The organism is Pandoraea sp. LA3 (assembly GCF_022696215.1).
Classification (GTDB): domain Bacteria; phylum Pseudomonadota; class Gammaproteobacteria; order Burkholderiales; family Burkholderiaceae; genus Pandoraea; species Pandoraea capi.
On the sequence record NZ_PTPY01000016.1, the window covers coordinates 55,437 to 69,138 of the forward strand.

Consider the following 13,702-nt stretch of genomic DNA (forward strand, 5'->3'; position numbering starts at 1 on the left):
TCGCCTGCCGGCGGCGAGGTTTGCCAACGTATGACACCGGCTTTAACATCTTTTTACGGGGCAATCTGGTAGCATCCGCTGCCGTCGCTGCACGTGCATCACATCGCTGGTCGCTTGCCGTTGCCGTGCTGCCGCGCCGCACACCGACGTTTCAGTCCTGTTGTCCGTCCGAACCCTCATCCAAACGAGGTCTTGATGACGCGCGTAGCCCGTCCGTTCATCCCCGCCACCGCGCGACGTCTGCTGCCCAATCGCTGGGACTTCATTGCGTTTCCGATCATCATCGGTTTTCTGATGGTCAGCTCGATGGGCATTCGCCAGACCTGGGCCCCGCTGGCCGATCTGCATACCGAAGTCATCTCGCTGGATCCGGCCAACCTGCCCGAGTATGCGTTACGCACCACGCTGCGCATGCTGGCCGCGATGGTGGCGTCGCTGGTCTTCACGCTGGTCTACGGCACGCTCGCCGCCAAGAGCCGTCGCGCCGAAAAGCTGCTGGTGCCGATGCTGGACATCCTCCAGTCGGTGCCGGTGCTGGGCTACATCTCGTTTACCGTGACGTTCTTCCTCGCCCTGTTCCCGGGTCGCGTGCTCGGCGCGGAATGCGCCGCCATCTTCGCGATCTTCACGAGTCAGGCGTGGAACATGACGTTCTCGTTCTACCAGTCGATGCGCACCCAGCCGCGCGACCTCTCCGAGGTCGCCGTGAACCTGCGCCTCTCGCCGTGGCAGCGGTTCTGGAAGCTCGACGTGCCCTACTCGATGCCGGGCCTCATCTGGAACATGATGATGAGCATGTCGGGCGGCTGGTTCTTCGTGGTGGCCTCCGAGGCGATCACCGTGGGCGACAAGACCGTGACGCTGCCGGGCATCGGCGCTTACCTCGCCACCGCCATCCTCCAGCGCGATCTGGGCGCCGTGGGCTGGGTGATTCTGGCGATGGTCGTCGTCATCGTCATTTACGACCAGTTCCTGTTCCGCCCGATGGTCGCGTGGTCGGACAAGTTCCGCCTGGAAGACACGGTCTCGCAGGCCGCGCCAGAATCGTGGGTGCTTAACGTCATTCAGCGTACGCGCGCGATCCAGTTGCTGTTGCGTCCGCTGGGCAAGCTGCTGCGCACGATCGCGCGCATGCGCATGCCGGTCTCGCTGCCGGCCGCCATCCACTCCGAGTCGAATTCGCCGCTCTCACGCGTCATCGACTGGCTGTGGGCCGCGCTGCTCGTGGTGCTGGGCGTGTCCGCCGCGTGGAAGATCTGCTCGTTCGTGCTGGCCGAAGTCGGTGGCCCCGAGATCCTGCGCGTGTTCGGCCTCGGTCTGATCACGCTGGTTCGCGTGATCGTGCTGATCGCCATTGCCTCGGTCATCTGGGTACCGCTGGGCGTGTTGATCGGGCTGCGGCCAAAGCTCGCCGAGCGTATCCAGCCGCTGGCGCAGTTCCTCGCCGCTTTCCCGGCCAACCTGCTGTTCCCGATCTTCGTGGTGCTGATCGTCCACTTCCGCCTCAACGCGGACATCTGGCTCTCGCCGCTGATCGTGCTGGGCACGCAGTGGTACATCCTGTTCAACGTGATTGCCGGGGCCACGGCCTTCCCGAACGATTTCAAGGAAGCCGCCACCAACTTCCGTATTCGCGGCTGGCAGTGGTGGCGTCAGGTCATGCTGCCGGGCATCTTCCCCTATTACGTGACAGGGGCGATCACGGCGTCCGGCGGCGCGTGGAACGCGTCCATCGTCTCGGAATACGTGCAATGGGGCGACGACAAGGTCGCGGCGCACGGGCTGGGCGCCTACATCGCGCAAATGACGGCCGCCGGCGACTATCCGCGCATTCTGCTCGGCATCGCGGTGATGGCGCTGTTCGTCGTACTGTTCAACCGTTTGCTATGGCGCCCCATGTACGCCATCGCTGAAAACAAGCTTCGTCTGAATTGAAGGGACCGTGATGCCGAACGATACTTACGCTGGCCAACCGATCGCCGGAAAAGAGATCTTCTCGCTTGCCAACGTCAGCCGTGGCTTTCGCAAGGGCAGCGACGAGCGTCAGGTGCTCGACGGGGTGAACCTGCAACTGCATGAAGGCGAGATCGTCGGTCTGCTGGGCCGCTCGGGCTCGGGCAAGTCGACGCTGCTGCGCATCATCGCCGGGCTGATTCAGCCAAGCTCGGGCGACATCCGCTACATGGGCCAGCCGCTCGAAGGGCCGCCCGAAGGCGTGGCGATGGTGTTCCAGACGTTCGCGCTGTTCCCGTGGCTGACCGTGTTGCAGAACGTGGAAGCCGGGCTCGAAGCCCTCGGCGTCGAGCCGAAGGAGCGCCGCAAGCGCGCACTCGCCGCCATCGACCTGATCGGTCTGGACGGCTTCGAGAACGCCTATCCGCGCGAACTCTCGGGCGGCATGCGACAACGGGTGGGCTTCGCCCGCGCGCTTGTCGTGAACCCGACGTTGCTGCTCATGGACGAGCCGTTCTCCGCACTCGACGTGCTCACGGCCGAAACGCTGCGTACTGACCTGCTCGATTTGTGGAGCCAGCGTCAGTTGCCGATCAAGTCGATCCTGATCGTCACGCACAACATCGAGGAAGCCGTGTTCATGTGCGACCGGATTCTGGTGCTGTCGTCGAATCCGGGCCGCGTGGTCGCCGAAATCAAGGTGCCGTTCGCGCATCGCCGCAACCGTCTCGACCCGGCCTTCCGCAAGATGGTGGACGATATCTACGCGCTGATGACCTCGCGCCGCAACGCCCACACCACGCAGAAGATGCCGCTGGAACTCTCCAGTCCGCTGCACGAAGTGTCGACCAACCTAATGGCCGGTCTGCTCGAAGCGCTCGCCGTGCCGCCCTACAACGGGCGCGCCGACTTGCCGGACATCGCGCAAACGCTGCTGCTGGAGGTCGACGACCTCTTCCCGGTGGCCGAAATTCTCGATCAGCTGGGCTTCGCGGAACTCAAGGAAGGCGACATTCTGCTGACCGCCGCAGGCAAGCGCTTCGTAGATGTCAGCACGCAGGAGCGCAAGGTGCTGTTCGCCGAGCATCTGCTGCGTCACGTGCCGCTGGCCGCGAAGATCCGGGCCGTCTTGCAGGAGCGTCGCGGGCAACGCGCGCCGCGCGTGCGTTTCGAGCAGGAGCTGGAAGATTCGATGTCGGACGATCTCGCGCAGGAAACGCTCGACACCGCCATCAACTGGGGACGTTACGCCGAGATCTTCTCGTACAACGACCACACGGAGACGTTCAGTCTGGAAGACGTGGAAGGCGCGACCTGATGCGCGTCAGCACGAACGCATGAGCGTCGGCTGAAAGAGCAACGCCGCGCGAGCCATCCGGCCGCGCGGCGTTGTCGTTTGTGGATCGGTTGAACGAGGGCGTCGCAGTCAGCTTCGTCACGCCCCCCCCCATGGAAGACTAGAAGGCGTATCCCGCGCCGATCATCCACGTCTGATTGATGGTCTTCGAGTCGGGCTCGTAGGCGCTCACGCCAGGGCCGACCTGCGTGGCCGCCGAACGGCCGTACTGGAAGCGCGACCATTCATAGGTCGCATTGATGTGGAAGTTGCGGGCGATCGCATAGTCGAGCCCGAAACCCGCCACGACGACCGGTTTGTTACCGAGGCTGAAGTTGTTCTGCGAGCCCGCCAGCGTCATCGATGCGCCGAGCATGGCACCGGCACGAATGTCGGCCGTCGCGACCAGCTTCGAGGTCAGTTCCATCTGCCCCATCAACCCGCCGCCGACCACGTGGTGACGATATCGCTCGTAGAAGCCATAGGGATCGCGGCTGCTGTCGCGAATCCAGTCGCGATAGCTGTAGCTGACATACGGAATCACCTGCGCATTCCACGTGCCGAGGTGGAACGGAATGGCCTTACCGGCCTTGAGCGTGACGTCCGTGGCCGTGGAGCGCGTCGACATCTGATAGTCGGGCTGGATCACGCGACCGGCGGTGTCCTGCAAATAGCCGCCGTAGTTCACGTTGCCATGCGCCACGCGCACCGAACCACTGAAATAGAGATTGGAGATGCCGAACAACTGGCGTTGCGTGGACGCGGTCAGGGCAAACGCCGCCGTAGTCCCGCTCTCGGAATCGCTCTTGCCCGGTCCGATCGTCTCCCAGTAGTTCAACTGCTGGGCACCGACACCGAGCCAGACCTGATTGTTGGCGCGCAGCATGGCTTCCTGCGCATGGGCCGTCGATAGCCCACACAGACCGACGGTGGCGACGGTAGCGATAGCGAGTCGCGCGGTGCGCCCGAAGGCAGTTCCGCGATGGCCGCAAGCGATGGTGCGGCGTGTATCGGGCGTCATGGCACGTCCCTCCCCAGGCGTGATCTCAACGACGACTTGGCAGCGACCATCGGCGTGGCCACCGTTTTCAGGCATTGTTTCAGTGCGTACGACGCCGCGCAAGCGGAGAAATGTGGATTCTTCGCATGCCTCGACGATTGAGATTTCTGCGCGGCGAGGCACCGAAACGGGGAACGCCCGCGCGCGGGCCGTGGCAACGGGCGAGCAAGGTGGGATGAGAGACGACAGGTCGCTCTGGAGGCGATCGTCGAAACAATTCACCCGTTGAGGGAGCGTGTCAAAAAGGCGACACCTATCGGTATAGATACTGATTAGCGGTCGTTTTTGTGCGGTCGCATAATCGACTCAGAACCTGCCGCAAACCGAAGCCGTTCGGGGATCTGCCGTGTGCCGGGGGGCGCATCGGCAGAAACGTCAGCAGGTTCTTTCCGCGGCGAAGACCGTGTACCAGATCCGGAAGGTGCAATATGAGCTACTACCATTCGAAAGAGGAAGGCCGCGCACGCGCCATCAGCCTCACGCCGGCTTACCGCTGGCGCCGTCGGGCATTCGCCGTCACGTGTGCGGTCGTGGCCGCGCTGGCTTACTACGCGGTGCACCACCCGAAGTAAGCGTCAGCGCAAAACTTCAGTCTCTGCGGTCCCCGCGGCCTCCCCAGTCTTTCAGGCCGCGTTTCCCAGCACCGGCGCATGCCAGTCCAGCGGTACGTTGGCGAGCATGTCATCCACCATTGCGTCCAGATCGAACGCGGGCTTCCAGCCCCAGTCGTAGCGGGCATGCGTGTCGTCGAGCGTATGCGGCCACGTCTCGGCGATCGCCTGGCGGAAGTCCGGCGCGTACTTGACGGTGAAGCCCGGCACCCGGCGGGCAATCGCCTCGGCCAGCGTCTTCGGATCGAAACTCACACCTGCCACGTTGTACGAAGAACGCACACGCAGTTTCGCGGCGTCCGCATTCATCAGTTCAAGCGTGGCGCGCACGGCATCGGGCATGTGGATCATCGGCAGCGTGGCGTCGTCCTTGAGAAAGCACGTGTAGGTCTCGCCGCGGCGCGCTGCCTGGAAAATCTCGATCGCGTAGTCCGTGGTGCCGCCGCCGGGCGGCGTCTTGAAGCTAATCACGCCCGGATAGCGCAGGCTGCGCACGTCCACACCGAACTTCGTGAAGTAGTACTCGCACAGCCGCTCACCCGCCTGCTTGCTGATGCCGTACATCGTGGTGGGGTCCATGATGGCGAGCTGCGGTGTTTCGACGGCTGGGGTATGCGGTCCGAACGCGGCAATCGACGACGGCCAGAACACACGCAGCCCACGCCCCTTGCCTTGATGTTCGCGCGCCAGTTCGAGCACGTTGAGCAGGCCGTTCATATTGAGCGTCCACGCTTGCAGCGGACGGGTCTCGCCCGTGGCCGAGAGCAGCGCCGCCAGATGGAAAATCTGCGTGATGCCGAAGCGCTCGACCAGCCCGGCCAGACGCGCCGCGTCAAGCACGTCCAGCGTCTCGTAATGCACCGCGTGACGCGACGGCCCCGGCGCGATGTCCGTGGCGACGACATTCTCGTTGCCGTATTGCGCCGCGAGCGCTTCGACGAGTTCGCTGCCGATCTGCCCGTTGGCGCCGATGATGAGAATTCGTTCCATGATCAACCTTGCTTGAGAATGCCGAGTTCGTTACCGGCCTGGGCAAACGCGGCCAGCGCACGGGTGAGATGTTCGCGGGTATGCGCCGCCGAGAGTTGCACGCGCACGCGCGCCTGACCTTGCGGGACCACGGGGTAAAAGAAGCCGGTGGCGATCACGCCCAGTTCGTAGAGCCGCTGCGCGAAGCGCTGGGCGAGCGTGGCGTCGAACAACATGACCGGCACGATCGGGTGCGTGCCCGGTTTGATCGTGAAGCCCAGCGCCGCCACTTCCTGACGGAAGAACGCGGTATTCGCATGGAGTTGCTCGCGTCGCGCCGACGAATGTTCGAGTTCGTCGAACACGGCGAGCGACGTGCCCACGATGGCCGGTGCCAGGCTGTTCGAGAACAGATACGGACGCGAGCGCTGACGCAGCGTTTCGATCACTTCGCGACGTCCGGCCGTGAAACCGCCCATCGCCCCGCCCAGCGCCTTGCCCAGCGTACCCGTGATGATGTCGATCTTGCCAAGCACGCCGTGATGTTCGTGGGTGCCGCGCCCCGTCGGGCCCATGAAACCCGACGCATGACATTCGTCGATCATGATCAACGCGCCGTATTGTTCGGCGAGCGCCACGATGCGGTCGAGCTGAGCGATCGTGCCGTCCATCGAAAACACGCCGTCGGTCACGATGATGCGATGACGCGCCCCGGCCGCCGCCTGCAACTGGCGCTCGAGGTCTTCCATGTCGTTGTGGGCGTAGCGCAGACGTTGCGCCTTGCACAGCCGTACGCCGTCGATGATCGAGGCATGGTTCAGCGCGTCGGAGATGATCGCGTCCTGCTCATCGAACAGCGGCTCGAACACACCGCCGTTGGCGTCGAACGCGGCGGCGTACAGGATGGCGTCTTCCGTGCCGAGAAACGCCGCGATGCGGGCTTCGAGTTCCTTGTGCGGGCCTTGTGTGCCGCAAATGAAACGCACCGACGACAGACCGAAGCCGAAGTCTTCCAACGCCTTCTGCCCCGCCTTGACGAGCGATTCGCTGCCGGACAGGCCGAGGTAATTGTTGGCGCACAGGTTGATGCGCGTTTGTCCATCGTCGCACATGACCTCCGCTCCCTGCCGCGACATGAGCACGCGTTCCTGCTTGAAAAGGCCCTGACGGCGCGTGTCTTCAAGTCGTTCGGTCAGTTGACGGTAGAAGCCCTCGCGGGCCTCCGGGGTATGTGCGGTCATCGGGCGCATCTCCTCATTTATGCCATTCATACGTCGAGCGGCACCATCGTGAGGCGCCGCCCGGGAATGCCGCCGGCGCTTTCGGGCGTCGGCCGGGTTCGATATCGTGGAAATCGTGAGGTATGGGCCGGAACCCCGCATGCCCGCGGGCACGCTCTGCTACCATCACGACATACAGCTTATCGGAAACTATACTTTATATTGAACTAGTTTCAATATATTGAAAAATTCTAATATCCCGGAATTCATATGGCAAGTACTCCCGCAACTTCCGCGGTGACGCCCGTCGCGCCGCCGCCGGTCGGCGACATGATTCAGCAGTTGCGCAAGGAGCGCGGCATGACGCTGGAGACGCTCTCGCGCGCGTCCGGCGTCTCGAAGTCGATGCTCTCGCAGATCGAACGCGACAAGGCCAACCCGACCATCGCCGTGGCGTGGCGGCTTGCCAACGCACTGGGCGTGCGCCTCGACCAGTTGCTGGGCGCCCCGGCGGGCGATCCCGAGCCGGTGCGGATCTTCGGCAAGCACGAAACCCCTACGCTGGCCGGTGCCGAGCAGGCGTATCAGTTGAAAATCCTCGGACCGATGGAGCTGGCCGGAAAGTTCGAGTGGTACGAACTGACGCTGCAACCGGGGGCCGCCCTCGTCTCCGAGCCGCACGATCCGGGCACCCGCGAGCACTTCACCGTGTTCGACGGTCAAGTCGACGTCGAAGTCGATCACATCGCGCGGCGCGCCAAATCGGGTGAGACGGCCCGCTATCCAGCGGACCGCGCTCACGCCATCCGCAACGCCGGCAAGTCGGTCGCGCGCGGGCTGATGGTCGTGATCCACGGGTAAGTCACTCCCTGCCCCTCCCGGCGACGCGCTGTTGCCGCCGGGCGCCCTTTCGGCTGTTTGGCTGTTTGGCTGTTTGGCCTTTTAGTCATTTGGCCGCCGTTCTGCCGTTTATTCGCTCGCCAAAGCCCGCGATATCCCCCCAAAAGCCCGACCAACACTCGGCCAAAGCTCAAGTCCCTCGCCAAACTGCCGTTACCACACGTTCGGTCTCTGCCTTCACCGAAGGCACGGACAGCCGGTCCATAGCCGGTCCATAGCCGATCAATAACCGGACCGCCCGGACGTGCCACCACGTCACGCGCGGCCGCCAGCGCAACACCAGCGCGGAATCAGTGGGGATGACGAAGGAATGCAGCGTTTGAGTCTGAAAGCGAAATTGTGGTCGGCGGTCGCACTGATGTGGGTGAGCCTGCTGGCGATGGCGATCTGGGGCGCCTGGGCCCAGCGCGACACCATGCTGGCCGAGCGACGCGTGGGTCTGACCCACGTCGTCGAATCCGGGTTGAGTCTGGCCAAGCATTACGCGGCACGCGCCGAACGAGGCGAAATCAGCGTCGCCGACGCCCAGAAGCTCGCTCGTGAGCAGATCGGCGCGATCCGATACGACGGCGACAACTATTTCGGCATCTTGAACTCGCAGCGCGTCATCGTGCTGAACTCGGTCAATCCGAAGCTCGAAGGCAAAGACATGAGCCAGTTCCGCGACCCGTCGGGCAAGCTCATGTTTTCGGACATCGTGGCCGCGGCACGCACCAACGATCCGTTTGTCACGTATCTCTGGCCGAAGCCCGGCTCGGACAAGCCCGTCGAAAAGATCAGCCGCGTGGGCGTGTTCTCGCCGTGGGACTGGTATCTGACGACCGGCGTCTACGTCGACGACATCAACGCCGCCTTCCTCGGCGCGCTGCTGCGCTGGGGCGCAATGCTCGCCGTGGTCGGCCTCGCGGTGTCGGGCGTCATGCTGCTCATCATTCGCAACGTCCAGCATAGTCTGGGCGGTGAACCCGAATACGCGGCCGACATTGCAACGCGCATTGCGGACGGCGATCTGCTCACGCAAGTGCGTCTTCGCCAGGGCGACAGCACCAGCCTGCTTTTCGCGATGCAGCGTATGCAGGGCAACCTCCAGCAAATGATCGGACGCATTCGCAGCGGCACGGGCGCCATCACGCTGGCCTCGCGCGAGATCGCCGAGGGCAACACCGATCTGTCGGCGCGCACCGAACAGCAGGCAGCGGCGCTGGAAGAGACGGCGTCGTCGATGGAGCAACTGACGTCGACGGTCCGCCAGAACGCGGACAACGCCCGTCAGGCCAGCCAGTTGGCCGAGAACGCCTCGGCCATTGCGGTGCGCGGCGGGCAAGTGGTGGATCAGGTCGTCGAGACGATGGAAGGCATCTCGCAAAGCTCGGGCAAGGTGGTCGACATCATCGCCGTGATCGACGGCATTGCGTTCCAGACCAACATTCTTGCGCTCAACGCCGCCGTGGAAGCCGCGCGGGCCGGTGAGCAGGGACGCGGCTTCGCGGTCGTCGCCGGTGAGGTCCGCACGCTGGCACAACGCAGCGCGGCGGCGGCCAAGGAGATCAAGGAACTGATCGAATCGTCGAACGGCCGGGTGCAGGACGGTTCGGTGCTCGTCGCACAAGCCGGTCAGACGATGCACGACGTGGTGCAGGCGGTGCGACGCGTGACCGACATCATGGGCGAGATTTCGGCGGCATCGAGCGAGCAGAGCCACGGCATCGAGCAAGTTGGCCGGGCCGTGACACAGATGGATGAAGTCACGCAGCAGAACGCTGCGCTCGTGGAGCAAGCTGCCGCCGCAGCGGCGTCGATGGAAGATCAGGCGCGCTTGCTCGATCAGGCGGTGGCGGCGTTCCGGATGAATGGGACGATGGCCGAGACGCCGGTTACGCGCGGGACGGCTGCCGTCGCCCTCCAGCGGCTGGCGGCCTGACGCGAGGCATCGATTCCTGCCGCTGACTCATTCGACGGACTCATGCGATGGACTCATGCGATGGACTCATGCGGCGGACTCATGCGGCCCGCTTACGCAGCCAACTCATGCCGCCGCGGCGTGCGGCTGATTCAAGCTGCCGAGCCCGAACGAAAATCGTCAGGCCGCAGCGGTCAGTTCGCCCGCCAAGCCCGCTTCGATGATCTGACGCGCGACCGTCGGCAGGATGCGTAGCGGCGGCGTGCCGGGCCCGAAGGTCTGGCTCGCCGCGTAGGCGCCTTCCAGAATCAGGCACAGTGCGTCGACCAGCGGCGCGGGCTCCGCTAACCCCGCCGCTGTGACGAGCGCGGTAAAGCGCTTCACCACTTCCGCCTTGTAGTTCACCACCGAGATCCGCGCGGCATGCGCCGGGTCCGGAAATTCCGCCGCGACGTTCACGAACGGGCACCCGCGATAGCCGGGCTTGCTGGCTCGTTCGGCCAGATCCACGAAGATTTGCAGCATCTGCGCACGCGGTTCGCCCGGCCGTTTGGCGATGCTCTCGTCGATGCGCCCCAGGCTCGCCGTCTGCATGCAATCGAGGTACGCCAGAATCAGTTCGTCTTTCGACGCATACTGGCGATACAGGCTCATCTTGTTGACGCCGGCGCGCTTGACGACCGCATCCACACCCACCGCACGCACGCCTTCCGAATGAAACAACTCGACGGCAGCATCGAGCAGATGTTGCTGAGCGATCGGCGCAGGCGTGACGTGTCGCGTCGGCTTACCTGCACGCGTGGCGGACGTTGTCGCTTTGGCCATTTCCGGCCCTCCCTGAAACTGAATCTGGACGGTGGGACAGTCCCCTCGCAGCATCGAAGCGCTGCGTCTGATGCTCACGTTGGAGCCACGGGCAAAGCCCTGCCGTCACAAAGGAATACTTGACATGTTACCGATCGGTTCATAACATGGCAACCTCATGTTACCGAGCAGTCACAATCTATCGATCCCGGTAGACTGCGCGGTTCTCGCAAACGTTCCCGGTTCGGCAAAGAAAACCGAATCCCAGCAAGGATTTCCGCCATGAAGGCTGCACTTGCCAAACGCATCGACGGACGCTTCCACTACGGGTGGATCGTCGTCGGCGTCATTTTCCTGGTCCTGCTTGCCTCGGCGGGCATTCGCGCGACACCGAGCGTGATGATGGTGCCGCTCGAACACGACTTCGGCTGGAGCCGCGCGACGATCTCGCTGGCGATCTCCGTCAATCTGGCGCTGTACGGCCTGACCGGCCCGTTCGCGGCGGCCGCCATGCAGCGCTTTGGGATTCGTCCGACCGTGATGGTGGCGCTGTTGCTGTTGGCCTCCGGCACCGCACTGTCGTCGCTCATGACCGCGCCCTGGCAGATGGTCTTGATCTGGGGCGTGATGGTCGGTGGCGGCACGGGCGTGGCCGCCGTGACGCTCGCGGCCACGGTGTCGAACCGCTGGTTCCACACGCATCGCGGCCTGGCGATGGGGATTCTCACCGCCAGTTCGGCAACGGGCCAGATGGTGTTCCTGCCGCTTATGGCAGCGATCACGGAAAACTACGGCTGGCGGCCGGTGGTGCTGATCGTGGCGGTCGTCGCGGCGATCGTGCTGCCGCTCGTGGCATTGCTGGTGCCGGAGCGGCCGGGTTCGGTCGGCCTGCGCCCTGTCGGCGCGCCCGAAGACGCCCCCGATGTCCAGCTCACGCAAGGCAATCCGCTCACCGCAGCGCTGTCGGCCTTGCGCATGGCCGCCGGTAAGCGCGACTTCTGGCTGCTGTTCTTCAGCTTCTTCATCTGCGGCGCGAGCACCAACGGCTACATCGGCACGCACTTCATCGCAATGTGCGGCGATTACGGCCTCTCCGAAGTCAAGGGTGCGGGCATTCTGGCGGCGATGGGCATTCTCGATCTCGTGGGCACCACGGCATCGGGCTGGTTGTCCGACCGCTACAACAGCCGTGTGCTGCTGTTCTGGTACTACGGCCTGCGCGGGCTGTCGCTCATCTATCTGCCGTATGCCTTCGGCCTCGATTTCTTCGGCCTTCCGCTCTTCGCGCTGTTCTACGGGCTCGACTGGATTGCGACGGTACCGCCGACGGTGCGCCTGACGACGGACGTGTTCGGCAAGACGATGGCCCCGATCGTGTTCGGCTGGATCGTGGCAGGCCACCAGCTTGGCGCGGCAACGGCGGCGCTTGTGGCGGGTTCGCTGCGTGCAACGCTCGGCAATTACACGATGGCCTCGATGCTCTCGGGCGGTGTGTGCATCATCGGCGCGATCATGGTGCTGCGTATTGCGCCGCACGCGCCGAAGCGTCCGATTGCTGCAAACGCCTGAAACCACGGATTTCGACCGATTTTCAAACGAATTCGGTAATAAATTCAGTTTCCGCAACGTTTCACAATGACTCGTCGCGACGCCCTGTTCCGGTGCAGGGTGTCCGACGAGTTTTCGTTTCCGGCGTCGATGACCGGAAGGACGTGGCGGTGCTCAGCAAGGCCAGGAGAATTGCCGTAACCTGTGCAAGTTTTGTGCAGCACAGCAACCCCCACTTTCACAGGACCTTCAGCAATGACGGACTCGCAACATCCCCAACTCGCCACGCTCGATACCGACCTGTTTTCGTCGTACGCGCTTGGCCCGCTCGAACTGAGCAACCGCATCGTCATGGCACCTCTGACCCGCAGCCGCGCGGGCAAGGGCGACGTGCCGGGCCCGATGGTCGCCGAGTACTACGCGCAACGTGCGTCGGCCGGGCTCATCATCAGTGAAGCCACCAACATCTCGCAGCAAGGCAAAGGCTACGCATTCACGCCCGGCATCTATACCGACGAACAGGTCGCCGGCTGGAAGCAGGTCACGGACGCGCTCCACGCCAAGGGCGGCAAGATTTTCTGCCAGTTGTGGCACGTAGGCCGTATCTCGCATCCGTCGCTGCAACCCGGCGGTGCGCTGCCGGTCGCGCCGTCGGCGATCCAGCCTGCGGGTCAGGCGTTCACGGAACACGGCTTCGAGCCGCATCCGGTGCCGCGCGCGCTGGAAACGTCCGAGATTCCGGGCATCATCGACCAGTATCGTCACGCCGCCGAATGCGCGAAGCGTGCCGGTTTCGACGGCGTGGAAATTCATGCCGCGAACGGCTACCTGCTCGACCAGTTCATGCGCGACAAGACCAACCACCGTACGGACCAGTACGGCGGCAGCATCGAGAATCGCGTGCGTCTGGTACTTGAAGTGACGCAAGCGGTCGTCGATGTCTGGGGTGCTGATCGCGTAGGCATTCGTTTGTCGCCGATCAGCCCGGCCAATGATTGCGGCGACAGCAACCCGGAACCGGTGTTCACTTATGCCGTCGAGCAACTGAACCGTTTCGGCCTCGTGTATCTGCACGTGGTCGAAGGCGCAACGGGCGGCCCGCGTGAAGTGGAAGGCGGCTTCGATCTTCAGAAGCTGCGCAAGATCTTCAAGGGCACGTTCATGGCCAACAACGGCTATGACCTCGCACTGGCGCTGAAGGCACGTAAGGAAAACCTCGCGGACCTGATTGCGTTCGGCAAGCCGTTCATCGCGAATCCGGACCTCGTGGAGCGCCTCAAGCGCGGCGGCCCGTTCAACGAACTGGACCGCGACACGCTGTACGGCGGCGATGCCCGTGGCTACGTCGACTACCCGACGCTGGACGAGTCGGCGGCGTAACGTCGCTACGGTACGACGCCT

At 63.9% G+C, this 13,702-nt stretch carries 11 protein-coding genes; 7 read left to right on the forward strand and 4 right to left on the reverse strand.

Features of this window, described 5'->3' with window-relative positions; all coding sequences use genetic code 11:
• Positions 1-195: 195 nt before the first annotated feature.
• The gene (locus C5N93_RS01970; protein ID WP_242558066.1) at positions 196-1,935 is read left to right on the forward strand and encodes an ABC transporter permease subunit; all 1,740 of its coding nucleotides are present in this window, start codon (positions 196-198) and stop codon (positions 1,933-1,935) included.
• Between the two features lie 10 nt (positions 1,936-1,945).
• Positions 1,946-3,271, forward strand: coding sequence for a nitrate/sulfonate/bicarbonate ABC transporter ATP-binding protein (locus tag C5N93_RS01975; RefSeq protein ID WP_069342485.1), 1,326 nt, complete (start codon positions 1,946-1,948; stop codon positions 3,269-3,271).
• A gap of 139 nt (positions 3,272-3,410) precedes the next feature.
• Here C5N93_RS01975 and C5N93_RS01980 read toward each other — a convergent pair whose 3' ends face one another.
• Entirely contained in the window at positions 3,411-4,310 is a 900-nt protein-coding gene (locus C5N93_RS01980; RefSeq protein WP_242558067.1) for a hypothetical protein, read from the reverse strand.
• A 467-nt stretch (positions 4,311-4,777) separates the two neighbouring features.
• On the opposite strand from C5N93_RS01980, the gene C5N93_RS01985 reads away from it, so the two are divergent.
• A complete protein-coding gene (locus C5N93_RS01985; RefSeq protein WP_170836233.1) occupies positions 4,778-4,921 on the forward strand; it encodes a hypothetical protein in 144 nt (47 codons plus the stop codon).
• A 51-nt stretch (positions 4,922-4,972) separates the two neighbouring features.
• Here C5N93_RS01985 and C5N93_RS01990 read toward each other — a convergent pair whose 3' ends face one another.
• Both C5N93_RS01990 and kbl read right to left on the reverse strand, forming a co-directional pair.
• Positions 4,973-5,950: an NAD-dependent epimerase/dehydratase family protein gene (locus tag C5N93_RS01990; RefSeq protein WP_242558068.1), complete on the reverse strand. Its 978-nt coding sequence runs from the start codon at positions 5,948-5,950 to the stop codon at positions 4,973-4,975.
• Positions 5,951-5,952: 2 nt separating this feature from the next.
• Entirely contained in the window at positions 5,953-7,170 is a 1,218-nt protein-coding gene (gene kbl / locus C5N93_RS01995; RefSeq protein WP_242558069.1) for a glycine C-acetyltransferase, read from the reverse strand.
• Between the two features lie 249 nt (positions 7,171-7,419).
• Here kbl and C5N93_RS02000 point away from each other — a divergent pair, with 249 nt between their 5' ends.
• Together C5N93_RS02000 and C5N93_RS02005 are read left to right on the forward strand one after the other, a co-directional pair.
• Positions 7,420-8,010 (forward strand): XRE family transcriptional regulator, encoded by a 591-nt coding sequence (locus tag C5N93_RS02000; protein WP_069342480.1) that lies wholly within the window; start codon positions 7,420-7,422, stop codon positions 8,008-8,010.
• Between the two features lie 349 nt (positions 8,011-8,359).
• Positions 8,360-9,970, forward strand: a complete 1,611-nt coding sequence (locus C5N93_RS02005) for a methyl-accepting chemotaxis protein (RefSeq protein WP_242558070.1) — start codon at positions 8,360-8,362, stop codon at positions 9,968-9,970.
• 159 nt (positions 9,971-10,129) lie between these two features.
• Here C5N93_RS02005 and C5N93_RS02010 read toward each other — a convergent pair whose 3' ends face one another.
• The gene (locus C5N93_RS02010; RefSeq protein WP_242558071.1) at positions 10,130-10,774 is read right to left on the reverse strand and encodes a TetR/AcrR family transcriptional regulator; all 645 of its coding nucleotides are present in this window, start codon (positions 10,772-10,774) and stop codon (positions 10,130-10,132) included.
• 261 nt (positions 10,775-11,035) lie between these two features.
• Here C5N93_RS02010 and C5N93_RS02015 point away from each other — a divergent pair, with 261 nt between their 5' ends.
• Complete coding sequence (locus C5N93_RS02015) at positions 11,036-12,322, forward strand: MFS transporter (RefSeq protein WP_069342477.1); 1,287 nt, start codon at positions 11,036-11,038, stop codon at positions 12,320-12,322.
• A 234-nt stretch (positions 12,323-12,556) separates the two neighbouring features.
• On the forward strand, positions 12,557-13,681 hold the full coding sequence (locus C5N93_RS02020) for an alkene reductase (protein WP_150719866.1): 1,125 nt from the start codon (positions 12,557-12,559) through the stop codon (positions 13,679-13,681).
• Positions 13,682-13,702: the final 21 nt, after the last annotated feature.